A 23,869-nucleotide genomic window follows, 5' to 3' on the forward strand; every position below is an offset into this window, starting at 1 on the left:
TCTAAAGATTATTTATTTTATTTGCAAACCTATTACATAAACTTTCTATGTCATTTTTACGAGCAAGTATATTTAGCCAATTCTCAGGTATATTCTCAATGCCATATAGAATTCCTGCTAATCCGCCTGTAATGGCAGCAGTCGTATCCGTATCTTCACCTAAATTTACTGCTTTTAAAACAGCTTCTGCATAATTATTTGTGGTCATTAAACACCAAATACTTGCTTCTAAACTGTGAACAACATAACCGCTGCTTTGAATATCTTGTTCTAAACATTGTGTAATATCCTCATTTAACAATCGAGAAAAATGATTAATTTCCTTTTGTTCAATAAATACTGAACGTAAATATTCTGGTATTTCTTTCTGTAATCTTTGATAAATTGATTTTTTATCTTCACCTTGCAATAAATAACGGGCAAATTCCAAATAATAGAAACACGCAATAATAGAGCGAATATGAGCGTGAGTGATACTGGAAACTTGTTGGATAAATTGAAAACGCTCTGCAAGTGGTCGGTTTTGGATAAAAAATAGTAAAGGTAAAATTCTCATTAGTGAACCATTGCCATTATCCCTTTCACTTTTTTGTCCTAATTCACTGGCAGGTATACCCATTGGAACTAGAAATAAAGACTTGCGAGTTGCCATCCCCACATCAAATACTTCGCCATAAGGTGTCCAGTAGCCTTCATTCAGCCAATTAAATGCCACTTGTGCAATGTGATCTAAATTAAAATCATCGCACAATGCTTCAGCCAAACAGAACGTCAGAGAACTGTCATCAGACCAAGTACCTTCCGGTAAATTATATGTTCCATAGCCTAACATCTCCGATACAGGCTTTTCTTTTAAGTGTGAGCGAGGGAGAAATTCTACTGGTACCCCTAAAGCATCACCAACAGCCACGCCGAATAAAGCAGAATAGATTTGTTGTGAAACAATATTCTGTTTATCGCAAATTATTGGTTTCATTAATAAATTCCTATTGTTGATAATATTTGGGGCAGACACGCAAGTCTGCCCCTACAATGAGATAATTGCTAAATAATATCAGATTTTTGCGGTTTCCGTCTTTCTACCACCGTTTTACCGCCGATACCCCAATTTTCCATTGGAATTTCGTCAATCACCACAACGGTAGTTTCAGGGTTTTTATTCAGCACACGGGCAAGTAATGCTGTTACGCCTTGAATTAATTCGGCTTTTTGCTCTGCGGTGGGAGCTTCTGCACCACCGGTAACTTTGATATTGACATAAGGCATTGCATTGCCCTCGCTCATTTTTGTGTTAAGTGATCGCTTGTATCGGGTATAAGATTTTATCCCCTCAAATGACCTAGCTTATTTCACTTCATAAAATTGCGGTGTTTTTGTGAAGCGGGCAACTTCATCGGGGTCGGCTGTTCCGTCTGCGATTTTTGATTTCAAATTATCGCAAGGCTCTTCACAATCGCAAACTTTTTTTATGCCGAGTGCCGAAATACCGCCGCAGCTGCCTTTAATGGTTTTGCCTTTGATGATAAAGCCGATTGACATTGCAAAAATAACGGCGACAAAAAAAGCGAAAGTGAGTAAAAAAATGTCCATTTGGGTGTTCCTAAAGTTGTGAGCAAGCGGCCGGATATTCGCTATTTTTTGCAAAAATAGGGCTAAACGCCACCGCTTGTTAAAAATTAACGTTGTTCGAGTAATGCGGCAAATTTGCTCGACATTTGGGTTTCATAGCCGTTTGCCGTTTTGAGAATCAAGAAGACGGCAAGCTGTTCACGTTCGGCAACGGCAAGGGCTTTTTCCGCACCGAGAGCGAAAAGCCCTGTCGATAAACCGTCCGCCGTCATTGCGCTAGGGTGTAGTACGGTAATTGAAGCAAGGTTATGCTCAATCGGGCGGTGCGTTTTGCCGTCAATAATGTGTGAAAGGCGTTTGCCCTGCTCGTCCTCAAAATAGTTGCGGTAGTTGCCGGAGGTTGCCATTGCCAAATTATTGAGCGGTAACGTAATTTGGCTGCTACTGCCTTGGGCAAATTCCGGTTTTTCAATGGCGATATTCCACGCTTTTCCGAGCAAATTTTGCCCTTTGCCACGGATTTCACCGCCAATTTCTACCAAATAGTGTTCAATGCCTAAATTTTCAAGATGCTCCGCCAATTTATCTACGCCGAAGCCTTTCGCAATGGACGATAAATCCAAATATAGATTGGGTACTTTTTTAGTCAGCGTATTTTGTGCCGTATCTAATGCAAATTTTTCAATCCCGACTGACTGGCTTCGCTCATCAATTTGGGCTTGGGTCGGGACTTTATTTAACCGTTTATCCGGCCCAAATCCCCATAAATTGACCAGTGGTCCAACGGTAACGTCCAACGCCCCCTCGGTTACTTGATTTAAGCGAACCGCCTCCGCAACGACTTTAGCAAAATCTGCGGAAATAACAAAAGGCGTGTCCACCTCTTTCATTTGGTTAAATTGGCTGATCTGCGAATCTTTTTTATAGGTGGACATTTCTTGATTGACAACGTCCAATAAGTGATCGAGCTGCTCTTTAATCAGTTCCGGCTTGGGTAATGTTTTCGTGCCGTTGTCTATATATTTGATATGGTAGGTTGTGCCCATCGTCTTACCTTCAAAGGTGATTTGTTGGGGCTCTTTGTTACAAGCTGCCAAGCCAAACGCAAATAATAGCGTGGCGGTGCGAGCAAATAGTGATTTAAATTTCACAAAAACTCCTTTCATAATGCTAAAAATTGATAATGGGAAATCACCTGAACCAGCCGATTTTCCATTATCAATTAAACAAGCGGTCAGTTTTGCCAAAAAATACGCAAATCCGACCGCTTACAAGCTAGGTCAATTAACCGCCGAAATCATCGAGTAAGATGTTTTCGTCTTCAACCCCTAAATCTTTCAACATTTTGATGACAGAGGCGTTCATAATTGGTGGTCCGCACATATAGTATTCACAGTCTTCCGGTGCTTCGTGATCTTTAAGATAGTTTTCATAAAGCACGTTATGGATAAAGCCGGTATAACCGTCCCAGTTATCGCCCGGTTGCGGATCGGAAAGTGCCACGTGCCACACGAAGTTATCATTTTCAGCTTGTAGGCTGTCAAAGTCTTCGACATAGAACATTTCGCGTTTCGATCTTGCACCGTACCAAAAGCTCATTTTACGTTTTGATTTCAAACGTTTGAGCTGATCGAAAATGTGGGAACGCATCGGCGCCATACCCGCACCACCGCCGATAAAGACCATTTCTGCATCGGTATCTTTGGCAAAGAATTCACCAAACGGCCCGGAAATAGTCACTTTATCACCCGCTTTTAACGACCAAATATAAGAGGACATTTGACCTGGCGGTACATCAGGATTATTTGGCGGTGGCGTTGCGATACGCACGTTCAGCATAATAATGCCTTTCTCTTCCGGATAAGATGCCATTGAGTAAGCACGAATAATTGGTTCATCTACTTTAGACACATAACGCCATAAATTGAACTTGTTCCAGTCTTCGTGGTATTCCTCATCAATTAACGGTTTGTAATCTTCGTATCTCACGGTGTGAGCCGGTGCTTCAATTTGAATATAACCGCCGGCACGGAACGGGACTTCTTCCCCTTCCGGAATCGCCAATTTAAGCTCTTTGATGAACGTGGCTTTGTTATCGTTAGAGATAACAGTACATTGCCATTTTTTCACGCCAAAGATCTCTTCCGGCAACTCAACGTCCATATTGCCTTTTACATTCACTTGGCAAGCAAGACGATAGCCTTCTTTTGCTTCACGTTTGGTGATGTGAGAAAGCTCGGTCGGCAAAATTTCGCCGCCACCGCTTTTCACTTTCACCACGCATTGACCGCAAGAACCGCCGCCGCCGCAAGCAGAAGACACGAAAATACCTTTACTTGCCAATGCACCTAGCAGTTTACCGCCGGCAGGCAGGGTAATTGCTTTGTTCGGATCTTCATTGATTGAGATGGTAATATCGCCTGAATCAACCAGTTTAGATTTCGCCACAAGGATAAATACCGCAAGCACTAATACAAGGGCGGTAAATACCACAATACCGAAAATAAAATTATCCATTCGATACGCTCCTTATAATTGAATGCCTGAGAATGACATAAAGCCAAGTGCCATTAAACCGGCAGTGATAAAGGTAATCCCTAAACCACGCAAGCCCGCAGGGACATCGGAATATTTCATTTTTTCCGTTAAACCGGCAAGGGCAACAATGGCTAACATCCAGCCTGTCCCTGCCCCTACGCCGTAAACCACAGACTCGGCAAAGTTATATTCACGCTGTACCATAAAGGATACACCACCGAAAATCGCACAGTTTACAGTGATAAGCGGTAGGAAGATCCCCAATGCGCTGTAAAGTGCCGGGAAGAATTTATCTAAAATCATCTCTAGCACTTGCACCAATGCGGCAATCACACCGATAAAGGTGATGAAGTTGAGGAAGGTTAAATCAACGCCTTCAATCAATGCACCGTCTTTCAAAATGTGAGTATAAACCAACTGGTTAGCCGGCACGGCAATGCCAAGTACCACGATAACTGCAATACCTAAACCGAAAGCGGTTGAAACTTTCTTTGACACTGCAAGGAACGTACACATTCCGAGGAAGAAAGAAAGTGCCATATTTTCGATAAAGACAGATTTAACGAATAGGCTAATATAATGTTCCATAGACTATTTCTCCACCTGTTCCGGTTTCCAGGTTCTTAAGCCCCAAATGATGAAACCGATAATAAAGAATGCACTTGGTGCGAGTAGGAATAAGCCGTTTGCTTGATACCAACCGCCATCTTGAATCGTTTGGAAAATCGTCATACCAAAGAGTTTGCCCGAACCGATTAACTCACGGAAGAATGCCACCACCACTAAGATAGCCGCATAGCCTAAGCCGTTACCGATACCGTCCACAAAACTCTCAACCGGCGATGATTTCATTGCGAACGCTTCCGCACGCCCCATTACGATACAGTTGGTGATGATAAGACCAACGAATACGGAGAGCTGCTTGGATAAGCCATAAGCGTAAGCACGCAAGATTTGATCCACCAAAATTACCAATGACGCAATAATTGCCATTTGTACGATAATACGGATACTGTTTGGAATATAGTTGCGGATTAACGAGATAAAGAAGCTCGAAAATGCCGTAACAAAACTCACCGCAATCCCCATTACCACTGCGGTTTCAAGTTTGGTTGTTACCGCAAGGGCAGAACAGATCCCCAAAATTTGCAACGCAATCGGGTTATTGTCCACCACCGGCGAAAACAGTAGCTTTTTAAGTTTAGAGTCAGCCATTAGTTTGCCCCCGCTTTAAGTTTTGCAAGATAAGGACCGAAGCCGTTTGCACCGAACCAGTATTTGAATGTACCGTCCACACCGTTTGATGTCAGAGTCGCACCGGATAACGCATCTACGCCGTGATCTTTATCTGCTGATGCACCTTTTCCGATGCGGATTGCCGGTTCGCCCTGTTCGTTCAGTAATTTTTTACCGACAAAGTTGGCTTGCCATCTTGGGTTTTCAATTTCACCGCCTAGCCCCGGTGTTTCACCGTGTTCGTAGTAGGTAATCCCTTTAATCGTATTGCCGTCCGGTTCAACGGAAACGAACCCGTACATTACCGACCATAATCCTGTTCCGTACATTGGTAACACGATTTGATTGACTTGACCTTGTTCATCTTTAACTAAATAAACTTCGGCAAGGTTTGCACGGGTACGTAAGCCGGCTTTATCGGCTTCTGCCGGAATCGCCGTGCTTTGTGCCGGATCTTTAGCCGCATTTTTCGCATCAAAGTTTGCCGGACACTGAACATAGTCGCCGGAATGTAGTTCAACACAACGGGCTTCAATATTTTGGGCAAAAATCTCTTTGATCTGACCGCTTGCTGTATCTGCTTTGAGCAAACCTGCTACGCTTAAAATGTTACGTTGTTTGTCTAACGCTTTTTGTTCATCTTGCGTATCTTTGAGCAGTACCGCAGAACCGGCAACAATGATTGCACAGATTAAACTGAGCAGAACAACGATAGAGATTGTTCCGCCAACGCTATCTTTATTAAACTTAGACATTGCGTACTCTCCTACGTTTGATATTGGCTCGAACCACAATGTGGTCAATCAGTGGGGCGAATAGGTTAGCAAATAAGATCGCTAACATCATACCTTCCGGATATGCCGGATTGACCACACGAATTAACACACACATAAAGCCGATGAGGATACCGTACCACCATTTCCCTTTATTGGTAAAGGAGGCGGAAACCGGATCGGTTGCCATAAAGAACATACCGATAGCAAAGCCGCCAAGCACTAAATGCCAGTGCCAAGGCATTGCAAACATTGGGTTAGTGTCTGAACCGATAACGTTGAATAGGGTCGCCGTTGCCGCCATACCGATCATTACACCGGCAATAATGCGCCAAGAAGCAATACGGGCAAACACAATAATCGCCGCACCGATCAATAAAGCTAGGGTCGATACTTCACCCATTGAACCCGGAATGTTACCTAAAAACGCGTCCATCCAAGTAATTGTTTCGCCGGTCGCAACGTGTTTTAATGCCGCTTCGCCGCCCATACTCCATTGCGAAAGTGCTGTTGCGCCGGAGAAACCGTCCGCAGCTGTCCACACTAAATCGCCGGAAATCTGTGCCGGATAAGCGAAGAATAAAAACGCACGTCCCGCTAATGCCGGGTTCATAAAGTTTTTACCGACACCGCCGAACACTTCTTTCGCAACAACCACCCCAAAACTTGCTGCTAACGCCGCTTGCCACAATGGTAATGTTGGCGGCACGATTAACGCTAATAAGATAGAGGTAACGAAGAAACCTTCATTGATTTCGTGTTTACGTACCATCGCAAACAGCACTTCCCAGAAACCACCGACCGCAAAAATGGTCAAGTAAATCGGTAGGAAGAAAATCGCACCTAATAACATTTTCGCCAATACGGCAGCATCTTGAGATAACACACCAAAGCTATTCGCTAAGGCGAAATGCCAGTCTTTTGCGATGCTCGCAGTCACGTTTTGCGCAAAATCGCCTGCACCTAACGCCATAATAGACTGTGCCCCAACGTTATACATTCCGTAGAACATTGCCGGAAATAACGCGAGCCACACAATCAGCATCATACGTTTTGAATCGATCGCATCACGCACGTGCGCATCTTTTTGGGTAACTGCTCCGGACGTATAAACAATGGAATACACCGCTTCAAACAGGGTGTACCATTTTTCGTACTTTCCGCCTTTTTGGAAAGCCGGTTCCATTTTATGAAAAAGATCTTTTAAAGCCATTTGATTAACCTTCCTTCTCGATCTTATCTAACGCTTGACGCAATAGTGGGCCGTACTCGTTTTTGCCCGGACACACAAAGGTACAAAGCGCCAAATCTTCTTCATCCAACTCTAAGCAACCTAATGCTTGAGCAGAATCGGTATCTCCCGCACAGAGATCACGCAACAATAATGTCGGCAGAATATCTAACGGCATCACACGCTCATACGCACCGATTGGTACCATCGCACGATGACCACCGTTTACTGCGGTTGTAAAGTTAAACAGCTTCTTGCTGAATGCACCCAATACCGTGCGTGTAATGGAGAATTTGTGCGAGTACGGGGCAATCATTCCGAAGAGCTCTTGCTCACGTCCTTCCGCTAATACGGAAACTTGCAACGCATAGCGTCCCAAATAGTCGTGTGCGCCTGTTGCCGTCATACCGCTTAATACCGAGCCGGAAATCACGCGGTTTTCACCGGCATTTAATTCGTTTGCGACCAAGTCAGACAACTTAGCGCCTAAACGGGTACGCACCAAACGCGGTTGTTTCACTTGCGGGCCGGCTAATGCGACAATTCTGTCGGTAAACAACTCACCGGTAGTAAATAATTTGCCGATAGCAATCACATCTTGATAGTTCAAATACCAAACTTGTTTTGTGGCACTGACCGGATCGATAAAGTGAATATGCGTTCCGCTTAATCCCGCAGGGTGTGGGCCATCAAAGGTCGCCACTTTCACATTCGCAACCGCTGTGCCTAGCTGTTCGCTCTTTGGCGATTGGCATAAATGAATGGTTTTCTTACCTTCAAATAAACGACCAAGTACGGTTAAACCGTCCACAAAATCCTGTTTATGCTCGTTTAAAATCACATCAGGATTTGCCGCTAACGGATTGGTATCCATCGCATTGACGAAAATAGAAGACGGTTCGGCGTCTAAGGCTGGCACTTTGCTGAACGGGCGGGTACGGAATGCCGTCCATAATCCCGATGCCACCAAGTTCGCTTTCACTTGCTCGCCGGTTAAAGAGGCAAGTTCAGTGGCAGCATAGCGACTAAAGGTAATTTGCTCATCACCCTCAACTTTAATCACGACTGACTGAAGAACACGTTTTTCACCGCGATTTATCGCCGTGATCACACCGCTTGCAGGGGCAGTGAAGACCACGCCTGCGTTCTTTTTATCTTCAAAAAGAACCTGACCTTTCTTCACCACATCGCCTTCACGCACTTTCATTGAAGGACGCATACCCATATATTCTTCGCCAAGCACAGCAACTTCAGTAACGGCATTGCCGTTATGGATTACTTGCTCAGGATTTCCCGTAATCGGAAGATCTAAGCCTTGTTTAATTGTAATCATATTGTTTGCACTACTTTTTGTTGGGTTAAAAATATGATTGCATACATTGCAATCGCTTCTATTGAGCCGTGGCGACATCAAAGATAAACGTTGAGTTCCCCCACTTACCTTTGCACACCACATTAAGTTCTCAAATTCGGTTTCTTATCTTTTCGGCAAGATAAAATAAATGCGTTATTCTACCCGAAAATAGCCATTTATTGCTAGTTTAACCACATTTTTTTAACATTTATCCTGAATAATTTGAACTAAATCAAATTTTATCTGTTACATTTTCGCCCGTTTTCCGCTTTAAAATCCTTATTTTTATTTACAATCACTCATATTTTTTCACATTTTTGTAAATAATTTACACCCTTATAACTTAAAAAAGCGGAATAGAATTTGATGCTAGTCAAAAAAATTCAATAAGGCTACAATAGCCACAATTTCAATTTGCAAACGGACACACAATGAATATTCAAATTTCAGCGGCGGCACAAGCCCATTTCCGCAAACTGCTCGATCAACAAGAAGAAGGCACAAATATCCGTATTTTCGTGGTAAATCCCGGTACATCAAGCGCCGAGTGCGGCGTTTCTTACTGCCCGCCAAATGCGGTTGAAGAAACGGACACCGAAGTCAAATACACAGAATTTTCCGCCTTTATTGATGATGTCAGCCTGCCGTTTTTAGATGAAGCGGAAATTGATTATGTTACCGATCCAATGGGAGCGCAGCTTACGATGAAAGCACCGAACGCAAAAATGCGTAAAGTAGCGGACGATGCGCCGTTTATTGAGCGACTGGATTATGTTATTCAAACCCAAGTCAATCCGCAACTCGCCAATCACGGCGGACGGGTTACGCTGATTGAGGTTACCGAAGATAAATATGCGATTTTGCAGTTTGGCGGCGGGTGTAACGGTTGCTCTATGGTGGACGTTACCTTGAAAGAGGGGATTGAAAAGCAGCTATTGGCACTCTTCCCCGATGAATTAGTCGGCGTGAAAGATGCGACCGAGCATCAACACGGCGAACATTCATACTACTAATTTTGCCGATATTAGCTCACCGTTGCAAAACGTGGGCTTTGTTCATCGTGTAGGGTACTAAGCAGTGTCCCTACGCTCACATTGGCGTAGCAATTTATACTGACTAGAGAATTGCACATTTTCCCGCTTAACTAACCGCTTAAAAAGACCAAAAAGATAAAAAATCCTATGCGACAAACTGATTACCGAGGGCGTTTTTCCGTTGCACCGATGCTGGATTGGACAACCCGCCATTGCCGTTATTTCCACCGCCAGTTTAGCCGATATGCCCTGCTTTACACCGAAATGATCACCGCACCGGCAATTTTACACGCCAAATATGACCTATTGGCGTACGATCCGGCTGAAAATCCGGTCGCATTGCAACTGGGCGGCAGCGATCCGAACCAATTAGCCGAGTGTGCCAAATTAGTAGAACAGCGTGGTTATGCCGAAATCAATCTTAATGTCGGTTGCCCGTCCGATCGGGTACAAAACGGGATGTTCGGCGCGTGTCTAATGGCAAATGCCGAGCTGGTCGCCCGTTGTGTCGAAGCGATGAAAGAAACGGTAGCAATCCCTGTTACCGTCAAACACCGTATCGGTATTGACGAGCTGGACAGCTATGAGTTTCTGCGCGATTTTATTGAAAAAATACAGCCTTATTGCACTGACTTTATCGTCCACGCCCGCAAAGCGTGGCTGACAGGGTTAAGCCCGAAAGAAAATCGGGAAATTCCGCCTCTTGATTATGAACGGGTTTACCAGCTTAAACGGGATTTTCCGCACTTAAATATCAGCATCAATGGCGGCATAAAAACGATTGAGGAGATCAAACACCATCTGCAATATGTTGATGGCGTAATGGTCGGGCGGGAAGCCTATCAAAACCCAAGCCTATTGGGGCAAATCGACCAAGCATTGTTTGATCCTAATTCGCCCATTATCACGCCAACGCAAGCGATTGAAAAAATGCTACCTTATATTGAGCAACAGCTCGCCGAAGGGGTGTACCTCAACCACATTGCACGCCACCTGCTCGGTGCATTCCAAAATTGCAAAGGTGCAAGGCAGTGGCGGCGGCATTTAAGTGAAAATGCTTGTAAGACAGGTGCCGGCGTTGAAGTGATTGAACAGGCACTGCGGTTTGTCGAAAATTAACCCTAGCCGAAAACGCCCCAACAAGCGGGGCGTTTTGCTGACTTTTTTGCAATTTTATATGGCAAACGCATAAAAAATATTATTGCAGTGTCGCCACATTAACGCCCGTCATCACATCATACAATCTCAAGATGTGGTTAAACGGACACAAGCATTGCCCCAGCCTATAAACAACTATTTAGCTCTGTGCAAACCGTAAGGCTAAACACCGTACTGCTCGCGATAGGCTTTCATCGCAGCTAAATAAGGCGCATATTTAGGCGATTGTTCAATAAATTGCAATAAATCGTCAAAATCAATAATTGAAAACACCTTGCACGCATAATCCCGCTCGACTTCCTGAATTGCCGACAGTTCGCCTTTGCCCTTTTCTTTACGGTTAAGCGCAATCAATACCCCGACTAAATTAGCTTGATTTGCCTGAATAATCGCCATCGACTCACGAATTGCCGTGCCTGCGGTGATCACATCGTCCACTAATAAAATATCGCCTGCCAATGCACTGCCGATTAAATTACCGCCTTCGCCGTGATCCTTCGCTTCCTTACGGTTAAAGCAACAAGGCTTATCCAAATTAAATTGATTGGCAAGCGCAACCGCAACGGTCGTCGCAATCGGAATGCCTTTATACGCCGGCCCGAATAACACATCAAAATTCAGCTCAACAGCCTGAATCGCTTGAGCGTAAAACTCACCGAGCTTAGCTAAATCCCGCCCCGTATTAAACAGACCGGCATTAAAAAAATAAGGGCTAATTCTGCCGGATTTCAGAGTAAATTCACCAAATTTCAGCACCTCACGACTAAGGGCAAATTCAATAAAATCACGTTTATATTGTTCCATTTTTGTATCCTTTTAAGTGAACAAGCGGTTGGGTTTAATAGTTTTACACACCGATTTATTCTTCACTAACAACAGGCTCAACCCTCGCCAGTTTAACCATATTGTCGCTAACTTCTAAAATTGTTACCTGTAAATTAAACAGGGTGAATTGGGTGTCTTCATCAGGGATTTTTTCCAGATGTTCTAAGATTAAGCCGTTGAAAGTACGGGCTTCATCTAGGGGGAGCTGCCAGTTAAACAGTTTGTTGAGATCCCGCAGATTTGCCGAGCCTTCAATCAATACCGAGCCGTCGGACTGTGGTTTGACTTCTTGTTCAAGGGTTGGCGAGGTTGAGGTGGTAAATTCGCCGACAATCTCTTCCAAAATATCCTCAAGGGTAACTAAGCCTTTGATATCGCCGTATTCGTCCACCACTAAGCCGATGCGTTCTTTGTTGGTTTTGAAATTCATTAGCTGGGTGGTAAGCGGCGTGCCTTCGGGGATAAAATAGACTTCGTCCACCGCCCGCACTAACATTTCTTTGGTAAATTCGTTTTTATCCAGCATTAAACGGAAAGCTTCCCGCACCCGCAACATTCCGAGGATATTTTTGTCGAGATTGCCTTTATAAATCACCACTCTGGCGTGTGCTGCACCGGTGAGCTGGCGCATAATGGCTTTCCAATCGTCATCAATATCAATGCTGCCGATGTCGTTGCGTGGCACCATAATGTCGTCCACCGTTACTTTTTCCATATCTAAAATAGAAATCAGCATTTCTTGGTGGGAACTCGGAATAAATTTACCCGCTTCCAGTACCACACCGCGTAACTCTTCGGCACTCAGCCCCGCTTTTTCGGGCTGGCGGATACGCAATAATTTCATTAAGCCGTTGATGATGAGATTCATCAAGAAAACGAGGGGGAGTAAGATTTTCTTGAGCGGGGTTAAAACATAGCTGGCGAAAAAACCGATCCGCTCCGGATAAATGGCGGCAATGGTTTTAGGTAAAATTTCGGAAAAGACCAGCATCACAAAGGTGAGCAAGCCGGTTGCGATCGCCACTCCCGCTTCGCCGGAGAGTTGCATTCCAATCATTGTGGCGATAGCGGACGCCGTGATATTCACTAAGTTATTACAAATTAGAATAAGGCTGAGCAGAACATCGGTTCGAGAGAGCAATTTTTCCGCCTGTTTTGCCCCTCGATGCCCTTTTTGAGCGAGGTGGCGCATACGGTAGCGGTTTAATGACATTAGCCCTGTTTCAGAGCCGGAGAAAAAAGCGGAGAGAATAAGTAGAATGACAAGCGCAATAAATAAGCTACTCAGGGGGATACTTTCCAAGGTATTTTTCCTATATTCGTTGATCAAACAAGCGGTGGGAACAGGTTGATTTTTTGCAAATTTTTGCGATTTTCCGACCGCTTTCCGTTTCGTGCGTTACAGCACACGGCTGCCAAAATAGGCAATCGTCAGCAACATCATACCCGAAATTGAGTAAATTAGCACCCGATTTCCACGCCAATGTAACTTCCATTGTCCTAATAGCAAAAAGTTATAAACGATCCACGCCATAAAGGAAAAAATGGCTTTGTGGATCTGCTCCGGTGCGAAAAAGTTGTGGAGGTAGATCATTCCGCTAATCAGTGCAATCGTAAGCAGCCCTTGTGCAACAAGGGTAAGGTTGAAGAAATGGCGTTCTACCGTCATCAACGGCGGCAAAACCGGCGAAAAACGCATCGTTTTCTGTTTGAGCCTATAATCAAGCCATTTGAGTTGGAACGCATAAAGCAGGGCAATAAAAAACAGCGCATAGGAAAACAGCGCAATCGCAAGATGGAACAGCAGCCCAATATCTTCTGCCAACTGTTTAATGAAGCTGCCGGAAACGAAGCTGGACACGCCGATGCAAACAATACTGAGAATATAAATCACCGACAGCGGAAACCAAATGGTTTTCCATTTCGGCAATGCCAAGGTCACCAACAGACTCATCATTAAGCTCATCAACGAGGCAACATTAGCAAGGGTAAAATTTTGCCCGTTTTGATCAATTAAATGTTGAGACACGTTAATGAAATGACAGATACAGGCAATCAGCCCCACCAGCCACACCACTTTTAAGCTCACTTTCGGGGTAACTTCCGTTTGGTGATCGCCGTTACGCATCGGCACAATCCACGCCAACGCACCTAAATGTAGTGCCGCCAAGTAACCAACCATTGCAAGAATCGCAAATAACATAAAATCTCTCAAAATAAGAATAGTTTGCAATAAAGTGGATTTTAGCAGAGTTTGGGCGGGAAAGATATTTCCAAATTTACATAGCAGATCAAAATTTTGTGAACGAGATCTCAGACAGATTAGGGGTAAATAAACGATAATGTAAAAAACATATAGTATATATGTTAAAAATTTGTAGCGTTTTACGCTGTGTGTTTATTACCTCAATCAAAAAGGAACATCCAATGATTATAGGTTGCCCAAAAGAAGTTAAAGTCCAAGAATACCGTGTCGGCTTAACCCCAGCCAACGTTCAATCTTACGTTGAAGCGGGGCATAAAGTGTATATTGAACACGGTGCAGGGGCAGAAATCGGCTTTAGTGATGAAGCCTATCAGCAAGCCGGTGCGGAAATCACCGATAAAGCCACACTGTTTGCGAAAAGCGAGATGATCATCAAAGTGAAAGAGCCGATCGAATGTGAATACGACTATTTCCGTGAAAACCAAATTCTCTATACCTATCTCCACCTCGCCGCCGATAAACCGCTGACAGAAATGTTGCTAAAACGCAATATTCAAGCAATTGCTTATGAAACGATCAAAACGCCGACCGGCTTACCTTGCCTTGCACCAATGAGTGCGATTGCCGGTCGTTTGGCAACCCTCGAATCCGCCAAATTTATTCAAAAAACCTTCGGCGGTGCGGGTGTCTTGCTAAGCGGCACGGCGGGGACACCTAAAGCCAAAGTGGTGATTTTAGGCGGTGGCGTGGTCGGCTTAAATGCAGCACAAATTGCAATGGGCATTGGGGCGGACGTAACCATTTTGGATATTAACGCCGAACGTCTTGCCTATATCGACCAAATTTTCGGTATGCAAATCAAAACCTTAACCAGTTCACGCGGTAATATTTTAAGTCTGTTACCGGAAGCGGACGTTGTGATCGGCGCGGTGTTAATTCCGGGGGCAAAAGCACCGCATTTAGTTCGCCGTGATGATCTCAAATTGATGAAAAAAGGGGCGATTTTAGTGGACGTTGCCATCGACCAAGGCGGCTGCTTTGAAACCTCCACTCCAACCACCCACAACGATCCGATTTTTGAGATTGACGGTGTGATTCATTATTGTGTCGCCAATATGCCGGGCTGTGTAGCGCGCACTTCAACTCTTGGTTTAACTGATTCCACCCTCCAATACGGCTTAAAAATAGCTGCCCTTGGTGTGAAAGAAGCGTGTTTGTCCGATCCGGCATTATTACAAGGTTTGAACACCTATAACGGTAAATGTACGTTCAAAGGCGTGAGTGATGCCTTTGGTTTAACTTATACAGATGCCAAAACAGCACTGGCTTAATTTTTTAACGCACCGGACACGCGGTGCGTTTTCTTCTATTTTTTGCAACATTTAAGGTAATTTTATGACAACACAAACAACAACACGGCAATCGTGGTCAAGCCGTCTGACTTACATTTTAACGGTCGCAGGGGCGACTATCGGATTTGGTGCAACTTGGCGTTTTCCCTATTTAGTCGGCGAAAACGGCGGCGGGGCTTATGTTTTCTTGTTCTGCTTAGCAATGATCGTCATCGGTATTCCAATGATTTTGGTTGAAAACGTGATCGGCAGACGTATCCAAAAAAATTCTATTGATGCCTTTGGCTGCACGGCAAACGGCAAAAACATTCATTCCGGCTGGAAAATTCTCGGTTATATGGGCTTGCTCGGCTCGTTCGGCATTCTCGCCTATTATATGGTGTTAGGCGGCTGGGTGCTGAACTATATCGGTAGCCTTGTATCCGGTCAATTAGATCTCTCCGCTCCCGTTACCGTTGAAACGACTGCCGCCTTTTTTGAGCAACATATCCACAATAACCCGATTGCTATTTTGATTTATACGGGTGCCTTCGTACTCGCTAACTATATTATTTTGGTAAAAGGCATTATGGACGGCATTGAACGCTCGGTGAAATTTCTAATGCCACTGTTGTTTGTGTTTTTAGTGATAATGATTATCCGCAATATCACCTTGCCGGGCGCAATGGAAGGGATTAAATTCTACCTGATTCCCGATTTTTCAAAAATCACTAAAGAGTTGTTTATCTTTGTTCTAGGGCAAGTCTTTTTTGCCTTGAGTTTAGGTTTCGGCGTATTGATTACCCTCTCCAGTTATCTGAATAAAAATGAAAATCTGGTGAAAACAGCAACGATCACGAGCGTAATCAATACCCTGATCGCCCTTGCTGCCGGCTTTATGATTTTCCCATCATTGTTCAGCTTTAATGTTGAACCCAATTCCGGCCCGACCCTCGTTTTCCAAAGTTTGCCGATCGTGTTCTCACATATGTGGGCAGGCTCTGTCTTTGCCGTGATTTTCTTCGGATTACTGGTGGTAGCCGCGCTTACCACCTCACTTACCATTTACGAAGTGATTATCACCGCCTTGCAGGAAAAAACCAAGTTAAGTCGCAAATCAGCGATTGCGATTACCTTAGGCGGAATTTTTGTATTAGGTAATATTCCGTCCGTGCTAAGCGACAATGTTTGGAAAGAGATTACAATCGCCGGTCGCAGTATTTTCGATACCTTTGATTACGTGAGCGGTAATATTCTGTTTATCCTCACCGCACTCGGCAGTGCAATTTTTGTCGGCTTCGTTCTTAAAGATGAGGCGAAAAAAGAGCTAGGAGCAGGCAAAACCTTTACAACCGTTTGGTTTAACTATGTGAAATATGTTATCCCATTGATTATTGTTGTCATTTTTGTTAATTCACTTTAGTTCTACCTATTTAAAAAGGGGCTTAATTTAGCCCCTTTTACTGTTAATACTTTTCGCTATAGTAGCCGTTTATTTATCATGATTATACTTATTGGTATTCCCCTAATATCAATCTGAATGACATATTTTACAATCTATATAACGAGGAATTTTTTCTTCTACTCCTATACCAAATGAACTAAATTCAAACCTCTTTTCTAAAAAAGTTTCTCTATCAATGCCAGTTAAAAATAAAATAATCAAAGAACTCATATAGCCAGATGCAATAAATGGCTCTGGACCAAATGATGCTCTTGGAGGTAAATGAGAGTTATCTAAGCTAAGAGCTAAATTTATATTAGGTTGCTTAGATAGGTGATATCGTCCTAGGCATGCATAACAAGGAGATTTATTTTTAATTAAAATAGGACCTATCCATTTATTTGCCATAAATAATAATGGTATATTTTGCTCAAAACAGGCTTTACCAATCCAAGCTTGGATTTTAAATCTAGGTTCATCAGCACATAGTATAACAAAGTCATGTGCTTTAATAAAGTTATAAGCTTTCTCATATGATGTAATAAATTCCTTAATACAATTTACTTTAGTATCTGGATTATTATCTATAATATGTTTACCTAGAATATCCACCTTATATTGTCCAATATCTTTAAACTTATAGAAGATTTGTCGGTTTAGATTACTTTCTTCTACAGTATCCCCATCTATCAACGTAATATGACCGACACCATGTGCTGATATCAATACGGATATATTCGAGCCTATTCCTCCTGCACCAATAATCACAACCTTAGATCTATGTAAATTACTTAACATTTTATAAGGTGTAAGCTCTATTCCTGAATATCGTATAAGAGTTTCAAAAAAATACTTATACCTTTCAGGTATTTTGATATTCTCTTTATAAAAGATATGAAACAATCCTTTCAACCATAAATTTAATATTATATCTCTAGAGTAATTTCCAATATGTATTGGTTTATTTGATAATAGTTCTTTTACAAAATAAAACTCTGATGAATGTTTATTAAATTTAATAAATCCATTTTTCTCATGAAAAATTTCTACTAAATATTTTGTATTTGATATAATTTCCCAACCAATATTTAATTGGACTTTCGTATCAGAATAAGATAAGTCATTACATATAAATTTTGGGATAAAGCTATTATTTATAATCATTCTATTTTCTCCCATATTTTTTAGGGAGTTTAATATACCATGTATGAACCGTATCTATTCCTAAAGTTTGCTCAATTTCTTCCATTAACGACTTAAGTAAGTTGAGTAGATCTTTTTCATATTCATTTTTATATTTACTATCCACAAATTTTGATGTATTATCATGAGTATCATAAGGATAATGATGAATATATCTTCCTAAATAGTTATTACAAAACTCCATATAACTTTTAGTATATAAAATAAATTCATGCCAATAATCATCTAATATACTTTGACTTGATAATATGAGAAATGGAAGAGAGTTATCATTCCTTTGGGCTAAAAACCAAAGGAATTTTTTAATTCTCCAAAAAGCTCCTTGCTCTCCTCATAAGATATATTCTTTCTCCTAGAATAAAGTTGAATTAATTTATCATTTTCATAGCTCATTACTTCCTTAAGTGATTTACAGTTCATTTTTTGCTCCTGTTTTAGTTAATAAAAATAATGAAATAAGCAATACGAATATACCTAATAGTGAAATTGTAATACCAGTAGGATATTCTATGTTATAGGAGATAATATATGCTAGTTTCTTTGAGATATTTTCTGTAAAAGGGAAAGTAAGATAGATACATAAGGGAGATAAGATATATAATGAAAAAGTTCTTATAGATGTTACTTTACCCAAAATATTTTGAGGAGTATATTTTTGCCATATTGTTTGATTAATTATTGCTATAACTCCTATTCCAAACCCAATGAAAAATGTGAAAATGTATATAAAATCATTCTTTATGATGCCTATAAATAGCATTGAAAGTCCTATTGTAAATATAGAAAAATGATATAGAACATCCTCTTTTATATATTTTTTTATAATACTTATATAGACTGACAATAACAATCCTACTCCTTGGCTAACAGAAATAAAAATTAATGTATTTTTATTATAACTAGTTAATATATATGGCGTAATTATTGCCATATAAGATGACATAATAGCAGTAACTAAAGAAGATGATAAAAAATAATGTCTGAGGTAGGTAATTTTCCATAACCACTTAAATGTATCTATATACTTGACATTCTGATGTGTATCACTCTTATAGTAATTAAAATTAAATGATATTTTCATTAATATAATAATAGAATATATATGAGCAATAATAGCTATAGAGAGAGAAATATAAATACTAAGTTGTACATATGAAATACCTCCTAATATAGGACCTAAAATTATAGCACCGCCCCTAAAAATTTGTTGAATACTATTATATTTTATAAGGTTATCTTTTGAGGCTAATTCAGGTATTAAAGATGTAGTTGCTGTATATCTAAATTCATTTGATATTGAAATCAGGGAAATGATAAAAAGATATAGATATTGATTAAAATAATCAAAATAAGTAATAAATATAAGGATAAGAAAGCTTAATATTGTAATAATATCGCATATTATTAAAATAAGGGTCTTTTTAATTTTATCTGAGATAATTCCAGCAGGAATAGAAAAAATTAAAGGAATTAATGAGATTGCAGTAGTATTTATAATAAATATTATATAAGAATTTGTTTTATCAAATAACCAAAGATTGAGCATAAATGAAGAATATACTCCGATTAAAGAAGAGATTCCTTTACTTAAAATCATATTTATTATATTTTTTTCAGACATTTCAGCTCCTTATAAAGTAGTAGCTTAGCGTCCCTCTGTACAGCAGACGATGGACTCTAGTGGGTGCTCTATGCCGTTAGCTTGAGCCTGTAAGGCTTCTCTATACTCATTAAGAATGTCATCTATTGTTACATTTTCTTCTAAATCTTTCACTTGTTGCTCCTTACTTACTAGAATAAAAACAAAATGGTCAATTTAACTGCATTTTTAGATTAAGAATTAATCTTTTTCAAACTTATCTTAATGTTAATAAAAATGTCAATATTTTTTATTAAATTTAAAATTTAACATTTAACTAATAAAATTCGTTTCAATGCTCAGGATAGGTATAAGAGCAGTTACTAGTATTTGATCAGGAGTGTGAAATTATAGATAAGAAGGTACAATGATTTCTGGTATAACTTTACCTATAGATAGTAAATGATGATAAAGCTGCTAGCACTGATTATTCTACAAGTTGGATACAACCATTTTTTACCTCAAATAACTTATCATCCGTCTTTTCCTGCCAGTGCATCTGTTGTAGCTGATCTTGGGTGATGGCAGTAACAAATACTTGCGACTGACTTTGCCGTAGGCGGTGGGCAAGTAACTCCCGTTTGGTCGGATCAAGCTCGGAGGCAAAATCGTCAATCAAAAACAGGCACTGGCGTTGTTTTTGTCGGATTAAATATTCCCCTTGGGCAAGACGTAACGCACACATTAGCAATTTGAGCTGCCCTCGAGAGAGGACATCTTCCACCGGTAAACCGTTAGCACGGAAACGGAAATCCGCTTTTTGCGGCCCAACCATTGTATAGCCGACATTGCGATCCCGCTCAAAACTGTTTGCCAAAATCTCGGCGTAATCGCTCTCTTTTTCCCAGCCTTGATGAAAGCTGACGCTCACCTCTAATTCCGGTAAGAAAAATTGGCAGGTACGTTCGATTTCCGGCCGTAACGCATCGGCATAATCCGAACGTAACTCGCTGATAATTTTGGCTAATTTTGCCAGTTCAATATCCCAGCCTTTTAACTCGGCATAATGGCGAACTTGTGAAAGTGCCGCATTACGTTGTTTGAGCAGCCGTTTTAAATTTGCCCAGTGGCGATAAAATTCACTGTGTTGATGAAATAAGCCCCAGTCTAAAAAAGCACGGCGATATGCCGGCCCGCCGTTGAGCAGGGTTAAACCTTCGGGGGTTAGCACCTGCATTGGCAACAGTTGAGCCAAATCGGAAATTTTTTTGCCGTCTTCGCCGTTAATTTTGAGGGTAGTGTCGCCTTGACGTGTTTTTTGCAGCCCGACTGACCACTGATGTTTTTCTTCATCGAGCTGACCAAACAACGTGAAGCGGTCGTGATCATAATGAATGATCCGATTGCTGATATGGCTTTTGAAAGATCGCCCGTGCCCTAGATAGAAAATCGCTTCCAGCAAGCTGGTTTTGCCGCTCCCGTTTTCGCCGACCAAAAAATTAAAGCCTTCGCTTAATTCAAGATCGACATTAGCGAGATTGCGAAAATGGTTGATGATAAGGCGAGATAGGGACATCGGGCGTACAAGCGGTCGGTTGAGCAATATTTTTAACAAAGGGCTTGCCCGTTGAAAGCAAGCCCGAAGCGGATTAGAGGCGCATTGGCATAATCACGTATTCTGCGGTGCTATTGTCGCAATCTTCAATTAAGCAACTGGAGCTGGCATCGACAAGGCTGATCCGCACACGCTGGCATTTGAGTGTATTCAGGACATCAAGCAGATAGCTGACGTTAAAGCCCACTTCCATTTCCGTACTTTGATAGGACACATCAATAATTTCTTCCGCTTCCTCTTGCTCCGGATTGTTGGCGGTGATCTTCAGCAAATTATCATTTAATGCCAAGCGTACGCCACGGAAACGTTCGTTAGATAAAATCGCCGCCCGTACTAATGCCCGTTTTAACCCTTCCGCATCGGCCTCTAAAATGCGATCCGCATTGCGTGGCAAGACTCGGCGGTAATCCGGAAAACGCCCGTCAATCAGTTTGGAGGTAAAGACAATGCCGTTCATTGACACACGCAGGTTGCTCGTGCCGATTTCCAAGCGGACATCATCGCCGTTGCCGACTAAACGGGACAACTCCAATACCGCTTTGCGTGGTACGATCACCGAGTGGGTTTGCAGCTCTTGGCTTAACGCCATTGTGCAGACGGCTAAGCGATGACCGTCTGTCGCCACCGTGCGTAACAGATTACCCTCTGTTTCAAATTTCATACCGTTGAGGAAATAGCGGGCATCTTGGTTTGCCATTGAAAACTGGGTCGCATCAATCAAACGGGCTAAGGTGGCTTGCTCAATGGTGAAATCCACTTCCGGTTTCCAATCCATTAAATTCGGGTAATCGGCAGCCGGCAGGGTCGCGAGATTGAATTTACTGCGATCGGCACGGATTAAAGCGCGATCTTCCTCAAATTGCACCGAAATGATGCTATCGTCCGGTAAACTGCGGCAAATATCCAAGAATTTTTTCGCCGGAATTGTGAATTTACCGCCGGTTTTAACGCTTTCAAATAATTCGGCTTCAGTGGTCAGTTCCACCTCTAAATCCGTGCCGGTCAGCGAAAGGCGGTTGCCTTCAATATTCATCAACAGATTGCTAATAATCGGCAATGTCGGGCGAGAGCTAAGTACGCTACAAACCTGTTGTAACGGTTTGAGTAACTGTTCACGGGTAATAGTAAATAGCATAACAATTCCTTAGGACGATAATTTGCGGGTTAGGTTAATATAATCTTCTTGGATACTGCTGTCGGTATCCCTTAATTCACTGATGGTTTTGCAGGCGTGCATCACGGTGGTGTGATCCCGCCCGCCAAATTCACGCCCGATTTCAGGCAAGCTGTGTTGGGTCAATTCTTTTGCCAGTGCCATCGCCATTTGGCGTGGGCGAGCCACCGAGCGTGTGCGGGTTTTGGATTTCAGATCAGTCATTTTGATGTTGTAATATTCCGCAACCACCCGCTGAATATTTTCAATCGTGATTAGGTGATCGTAAGAGGCAATCAGATCTTTCAACGCTTCACGCACAGCATCAATCGTAATCGGGCGGCCTTGGAAATTACTCCACGCAATCGCACGGTTTAATGCGCCTTCTAATTCTCGCACGTTAGTACGCAATTTTTGCCCCAAGAAAAAGGCAACGTCTTCGTTCAACGCAATACCACGTTCTTCGGCTTTTTTCATCAAAATCGCCACCCGTGTTTCCAACTCCGGCGGCTCAATCGCCGCATTTACTCCCCAGCTTAAACGGGAGCGGATCCGCTCTTCAATATTTTCAATATTTTTCGGAAACACATCGGAGGTAACGATAATTTGTTTACTGCCCTCAAACAAAGAATTAAAGGTGTGGAAAAACTCCTCTTGGGTCGCTTCCTTATTAGCGAAAAATTGAATATCGTCAATCATCAGCACATCAAGGGAGCGGTAGAATTTTTTGAAATTATCAATCGTATTTGCTTTGAGGGCTTTGACCATATCCTGCACAAAACGCTCGGAATGGATATACACCACTTTAGCATTTGGGTTTTGGCTCAAAATATGATTGCCGATAGCGTGGAGCAAATGGGTTTTTCCCAATCCCGTCCCGCCGTAAAGGGAGAACGGGTTGCAATGGCTTTCGCCAGGGTTAGCGGCAACTTGCTGTGCTACCGCTTTTGCCAGTTGGTTTGATTTCCCCTGCACAAAGTTATCAAAGGTGAGGTTATTTGCCAAACCGGTACGGATATTATGTGGCGTTGCGCTATCCTGTGGCTTGAGCGGCGGCTCTGCAATGCCAGTCTGCTCGGTCGGCTTAATGCCGACATTGAGTACCACCTGTAAATTATCGTTTTTGCTGAGAAAACGTGCCAGCCCGACAATTTCCGCCATAAATTTATCTTTGACCCAGTTCGCCACAAATTGATTTTGTGCATAAAGTACCAATTCCCCGTTGGTTGAGCTCGCTTGCAACGGACGCAGCCAAGTGCTGTAATCCGTGGACGAAACTTTCGTTTGTAAGTGGCTTAAACAATCAGACCAAAGGGAAGACACGATTTGCTCCAAAATAATAGTGAAAAAGGTTCGCTATCATACCCTAAAATCGTGTGGAAATCTTGTAAATTTTTTGTGGAAAGGGGAACGGAAGAAGCAACAAGCGGTCGGTTTGCGGGACTTTTTCGGTATTATGTAGCAAATGCACAAAAATAGACATTTTAACAGAAGGGGCTGTACTAGATAACTAGGGAAATCTAATTTCAGGTTAGAATAATCCCTATGAGAAGAAGTCGTTTAAGTCAGTACAAGCAAAACAAACTGATTGAACTGTTTATTGCGGGTGTTACTGCTCGC

25 protein-coding genes and 1 pseudogene are annotated in these 23,869 nt (G+C 42.1%); 6 read left to right on the plus strand and 20 right to left on the minus strand.

Annotation, left to right across the window (positions count from 1 at the left end; genetic code table 11):
* Nucleotide 1: 1 nt before the first annotated feature.
* The 4 genes from E4T80_RS04565 to E4T80_RS04580 form a co-directional block, all read right to left on the minus strand.
* Nucleotides 2-976 carry an ADP-ribosylglycohydrolase family protein gene (locus E4T80_RS04565; RefSeq protein WP_135055401.1) on the minus strand — a complete coding sequence of 325 codons (975 nt, stop codon included), beginning with the start codon at nucleotides 974-976 and terminating at the stop codon, nucleotides 2-4.
* 68 nt (nucleotides 977-1,044) lie between these two features.
* Nucleotides 1,045-1,284 (minus strand): tautomerase family protein, encoded by a 240-nt coding sequence (locus E4T80_RS04570; protein WP_322783252.1) that lies wholly within the window; start codon nucleotides 1,282-1,284, stop codon nucleotides 1,045-1,047.
* Between the two features lie 60 nt (nucleotides 1,285-1,344).
* A complete protein-coding gene (nqrM, locus tag E4T80_RS04575; protein ID WP_047976027.1) occupies nucleotides 1,345-1,590 on the minus strand; it encodes a (Na+)-NQR maturation NqrM in 246 nt (81 codons plus the stop codon).
* A gap of 86 nt (nucleotides 1,591-1,676) precedes the next feature.
* The gene (locus E4T80_RS04580) at nucleotides 1,677-2,720 is read right to left on the minus strand and encodes an FAD:protein FMN transferase (protein WP_233437161.1); all 1,044 of its coding nucleotides are present in this window, start codon (nucleotides 2,718-2,720) and stop codon (nucleotides 1,677-1,679) included.
* Between the two features lie 16 nt (nucleotides 2,721-2,736).
* Here E4T80_RS04580 and E4T80_RS12960 point away from each other — a divergent pair, with 16 nt between their 5' ends.
* Nucleotides 2,737-2,877 carry a hypothetical protein gene (locus E4T80_RS12960; RefSeq protein ID WP_157019605.1) on the plus strand — a complete coding sequence of 47 codons (141 nt, stop codon included), beginning with the start codon at nucleotides 2,737-2,739 and terminating at the stop codon, nucleotides 2,875-2,877.
* Here the strand turns inward: E4T80_RS12960 and nqrF are convergent.
* Genes nqrF through E4T80_RS04610 form a run of 6 tightly spaced genes read right to left on the minus strand, consistent with a single transcriptional unit; the run spans nucleotide 2,854 to nucleotide 8,680 of the window.
* Nucleotides 2,854-4,086 carry an NADH:ubiquinone reductase (Na(+)-transporting) subunit F gene (nqrF, locus tag E4T80_RS04585; protein ID WP_047976025.1) on the minus strand — a complete coding sequence of 411 codons (1,233 nt, stop codon included), beginning with the start codon at nucleotides 4,084-4,086 and terminating at the stop codon, nucleotides 2,854-2,856. The genes E4T80_RS12960 and nqrF overlap by 24 nt on opposite strands.
* Before the next feature lie 12 nt (nucleotides 4,087-4,098).
* Nucleotides 4,099-4,695: an NADH:ubiquinone reductase (Na(+)-transporting) subunit E gene (gene nqrE, locus E4T80_RS04590; RefSeq protein ID WP_135055406.1), complete on the minus strand. Its 597-nt coding sequence runs from the start codon at nucleotides 4,693-4,695 to the stop codon at nucleotides 4,099-4,101.
* Between the two features lie 3 nt (nucleotides 4,696-4,698).
* The gene (locus E4T80_RS04595; protein WP_047976023.1) at nucleotides 4,699-5,322 is read right to left on the minus strand and encodes an NADH:ubiquinone reductase (Na(+)-transporting) subunit D; all 624 of its coding nucleotides are present in this window, start codon (nucleotides 5,320-5,322) and stop codon (nucleotides 4,699-4,701) included.
* Entirely contained in the window at nucleotides 5,322-6,098 is a 777-nt protein-coding gene (locus E4T80_RS04600) for a Na(+)-translocating NADH-quinone reductase subunit C (RefSeq protein WP_135055410.1), read from the minus strand. Before E4T80_RS04600 ends, E4T80_RS04595 begins: the two co-directional genes overlap by 1 nt.
* A complete protein-coding gene (locus E4T80_RS04605) occupies nucleotides 6,091-7,329 on the minus strand; it encodes an NADH:ubiquinone reductase (Na(+)-transporting) subunit B (protein WP_135055413.1) in 1,239 nt (412 codons plus the stop codon). The genes E4T80_RS04600 and E4T80_RS04605 overlap by 8 nt, the downstream gene beginning before the upstream one ends.
* A 4-nt stretch (nucleotides 7,330-7,333) precedes the next feature.
* Nucleotides 7,334-8,680 (minus strand): Na(+)-translocating NADH-quinone reductase subunit A, encoded by a 1,347-nt coding sequence (locus E4T80_RS04610; RefSeq protein ID WP_135055416.1) that lies wholly within the window; start codon nucleotides 8,678-8,680, stop codon nucleotides 7,334-7,336.
* A gap of 452 nt (nucleotides 8,681-9,132) precedes the next feature.
* Between E4T80_RS04610 and nfuA the strand changes: the two genes are divergently transcribed.
* On the plus strand, nucleotides 9,133-9,714 hold the full coding sequence (gene nfuA, locus E4T80_RS04615; protein WP_135055419.1) for a Fe-S biogenesis protein NfuA: 582 nt from the start codon (nucleotides 9,133-9,135) through the stop codon (nucleotides 9,712-9,714).
* 168 nt (nucleotides 9,715-9,882) lie between these two features.
* The gene (gene dusA / locus E4T80_RS04620; RefSeq protein WP_135055422.1) at nucleotides 9,883-10,854 is read left to right on the plus strand and encodes a tRNA dihydrouridine(20/20a) synthase DusA; all 972 of its coding nucleotides are present in this window, start codon (nucleotides 9,883-9,885) and stop codon (nucleotides 10,852-10,854) included.
* A 201-nt stretch (nucleotides 10,855-11,055) separates the two neighbouring features.
* Here the strand turns inward: dusA and pyrE are convergent, their stop codons facing one another.
* The 3 genes from pyrE to E4T80_RS04635 form a co-directional block, all read right to left on the minus strand.
* Nucleotides 11,056-11,697, minus strand: a complete 642-nt coding sequence (gene pyrE / locus E4T80_RS04625) for an orotate phosphoribosyltransferase (protein ID WP_135055425.1) — start codon at nucleotides 11,695-11,697, stop codon at nucleotides 11,056-11,058.
* Between the two features lie 55 nt (nucleotides 11,698-11,752).
* Nucleotides 11,753-13,021 carry an HlyC/CorC family transporter gene (locus E4T80_RS04630; protein ID WP_135055431.1) on the minus strand — a complete coding sequence of 423 codons (1,269 nt, stop codon included), beginning with the start codon at nucleotides 13,019-13,021 and terminating at the stop codon, nucleotides 11,753-11,755.
* Nucleotides 13,022-13,117: 96 nt separating this feature from the next.
* Nucleotides 13,118-13,921 (minus strand): cytochrome C assembly family protein, encoded by an 804-nt coding sequence (locus tag E4T80_RS04635; protein ID WP_135055434.1) that lies wholly within the window; start codon nucleotides 13,919-13,921, stop codon nucleotides 13,118-13,120.
* Nucleotides 13,922-14,145: 224 nt separating this feature from the next.
* Here E4T80_RS04635 and ald point away from each other — a divergent pair, with 224 nt between their 5' ends.
* Complete coding sequence (gene ald, locus E4T80_RS04640) at nucleotides 14,146-15,255, plus strand: alanine dehydrogenase (RefSeq protein ID WP_135055437.1); 1,110 nt, start codon at nucleotides 14,146-14,148, stop codon at nucleotides 15,253-15,255.
* Between the two features lie 64 nt (nucleotides 15,256-15,319).
* On the plus strand, nucleotides 15,320-16,678 hold the full coding sequence (locus E4T80_RS04645) for a sodium-dependent transporter (RefSeq protein WP_135055440.1): 1,359 nt from the start codon (nucleotides 15,320-15,322) through the stop codon (nucleotides 16,676-16,678).
* Between the two features lie 108 nt (nucleotides 16,679-16,786).
* Here the strand turns inward: E4T80_RS04645 and E4T80_RS04650 are convergent, their stop codons facing one another.
* The 7 genes from E4T80_RS04650 to dnaA all read right to left on the minus strand — a co-directional run bounded on the left by E4T80_RS04650 (nucleotide 16,787) and on the right by dnaA (nucleotide 23,584).
* Nucleotides 16,787-17,863 carry a ThiF family adenylyltransferase gene (locus E4T80_RS04650; RefSeq protein WP_167740692.1) on the minus strand — a complete coding sequence of 359 codons (1,077 nt, stop codon included), beginning with the start codon at nucleotides 17,861-17,863 and terminating at the stop codon, nucleotides 16,787-16,789.
* Between the two features lies 1 nt (nucleotide 17,864).
* Nucleotides 17,865-18,086: a hypothetical protein gene (locus E4T80_RS12965; RefSeq protein WP_209304368.1), complete on the minus strand. Its 222-nt coding sequence runs from the start codon at nucleotides 18,084-18,086 to the stop codon at nucleotides 17,865-17,867.
* Between the two features lie 225 nt (nucleotides 18,087-18,311).
* Complete coding sequence (locus E4T80_RS04655) at nucleotides 18,312-19,523, minus strand: MFS transporter (protein WP_135055446.1); 1,212 nt, start codon at nucleotides 19,521-19,523, stop codon at nucleotides 18,312-18,314.
* 24 nt (nucleotides 19,524-19,547) lie between these two features.
* A complete protein-coding gene (locus E4T80_RS13255; RefSeq protein WP_265588428.1) occupies nucleotides 19,548-19,676 on the minus strand; it encodes a hypothetical protein in 129 nt (42 codons plus the stop codon).
* Nucleotides 19,677-19,968: 292 nt separating this feature from the next.
* Nucleotides 19,969-21,057: a DNA replication/repair protein RecF gene (gene recF, locus E4T80_RS04660; RefSeq protein WP_135055471.1), complete on the minus strand. Its 1,089-nt coding sequence runs from the start codon at nucleotides 21,055-21,057 to the stop codon at nucleotides 19,969-19,971.
* 73 nt (nucleotides 21,058-21,130) lie between these two features.
* Nucleotides 21,131-22,231, minus strand: coding sequence for a DNA polymerase III subunit beta (gene dnaN, locus E4T80_RS04665; RefSeq protein WP_135055449.1), 1,101 nt, complete (start codon nucleotides 22,229-22,231; stop codon nucleotides 21,131-21,133).
* 9 nt (nucleotides 22,232-22,240) lie between these two features.
* The gene (gene dnaA / locus E4T80_RS04670; protein ID WP_194186361.1) at nucleotides 22,241-23,584 is read right to left on the minus strand and encodes a chromosomal replication initiator protein DnaA; all 1,344 of its coding nucleotides are present in this window, start codon (nucleotides 23,582-23,584) and stop codon (nucleotides 22,241-22,243) included.
* A 210-nt stretch (nucleotides 23,585-23,794) separates the two neighbouring features.
* Between dnaA and E4T80_RS04675 the strand changes: the two are divergent.
* Nucleotides 23,795-23,869: pseudogene (locus tag E4T80_RS04675) on the plus strand (IS1595 family transposase); the annotation flags it as partial.

Origin of the sequence: Muribacter muris (genome assembly GCF_004569585.1) — a bacterium.
Lineage (GTDB): Bacteria > Pseudomonadota > Gammaproteobacteria > Enterobacterales > Pasteurellaceae > Muribacter > Muribacter muris.

Excerpts from the sequence above, each read along its gene's own strand:
- E4T80_RS04565 (WP_135055401.1), bottom strand. The coding sequence starts at position 976 with ATGAAACCAATAATTTGCGATAAACAGAATATTGTTTCACAACAAATC.
- E4T80_RS04570 (WP_322783252.1), bottom strand. The coding sequence starts at position 1,284 with ATGAGCGAGGGCAATGCAATGCCTTATGTCAATATCAAAGTTACCGGT.
- nqrM (WP_047976027.1), bottom strand. The coding sequence starts at position 1,590 with ATGGACATTTTTTTACTCACTTTCGCTTTTTTTGTCGCCGTTATTTTT.
- E4T80_RS12960 (WP_157019605.1), top strand. The coding sequence starts at position 2,737 with ATGCTAAAAATTGATAATGGGAAATCACCTGAACCAGCCGATTTTCCA.
- nqrF (WP_047976025.1), bottom strand. The coding sequence starts at position 4,086 with ATGGATAATTTTATTTTCGGTATTGTGGTATTTACCGCCCTTGTATTA.
- nqrE (WP_135055406.1), bottom strand. The coding sequence starts at position 4,695 with ATGGAACATTATATTAGCCTATTCGTTAAATCTGTCTTTATCGAAAAT.
- E4T80_RS04595 (WP_047976023.1), bottom strand. The coding sequence starts at position 5,322 with ATGGCTGACTCTAAACTTAAAAAGCTACTGTTTTCGCCGGTGGTGGAC.
- E4T80_RS04600 (WP_135055410.1), bottom strand. The coding sequence starts at position 6,098 with ATGTCTAAGTTTAATAAAGATAGCGTTGGCGGAACAATCTCTATCGTT.
- E4T80_RS04605 (WP_135055413.1), bottom strand. The coding sequence starts at position 7,329 with ATGGCTTTAAAAGATCTTTTTCATAAAATGGAACCGGCTTTCCAAAAA.
- E4T80_RS04610 (WP_135055416.1), bottom strand. The coding sequence starts at position 8,680 with ATGATTACAATTAAACAAGGCTTAGATCTTCCGATTACGGGAAATCCT.
- nfuA (WP_135055419.1), top strand. The coding sequence starts at position 9,133 with ATGAATATTCAAATTTCAGCGGCGGCACAAGCCCATTTCCGCAAACTG.
- dusA (WP_135055422.1), top strand. The coding sequence starts at position 9,883 with ATGCGACAAACTGATTACCGAGGGCGTTTTTCCGTTGCACCGATGCTG.
- pyrE (WP_135055425.1), bottom strand. The coding sequence starts at position 11,697 with ATGGAACAATATAAACGTGATTTTATTGAATTTGCCCTTAGTCGTGAG.
- E4T80_RS04635 (WP_135055434.1), bottom strand. The coding sequence starts at position 13,921 with ATGTTATTTGCGATTCTTGCAATGGTTGGTTACTTGGCGGCACTACAT.
- ald (WP_135055437.1), top strand. The coding sequence starts at position 14,146 with ATGATTATAGGTTGCCCAAAAGAAGTTAAAGTCCAAGAATACCGTGTC.
- E4T80_RS04645 (WP_135055440.1), top strand. The coding sequence starts at position 15,320 with ATGACAACACAAACAACAACACGGCAATCGTGGTCAAGCCGTCTGACT.
- E4T80_RS04650 (WP_167740692.1), bottom strand. The coding sequence starts at position 17,863 with ATGATTATAAATAATAGCTTTATCCCAAAATTTATATGTAATGACTTA.
- E4T80_RS12965 (WP_209304368.1), bottom strand. The coding sequence starts at position 18,086 with ATGGAGTTTTGTAATAACTATTTAGGAAGATATATTCATCATTATCCT.
- E4T80_RS04655 (WP_135055446.1), bottom strand. The coding sequence starts at position 19,523 with ATGTCTGAAAAAAATATAATAAATATGATTTTAAGTAAAGGAATCTCT.
- recF (WP_135055471.1), bottom strand. The coding sequence starts at position 21,057 with ATGTCCCTATCTCGCCTTATCATCAACCATTTTCGCAATCTCGCTAAT.
- dnaN (WP_135055449.1), bottom strand. The coding sequence starts at position 22,231 with ATGCTATTTACTATTACCCGTGAACAGTTACTCAAACCGTTACAACAG.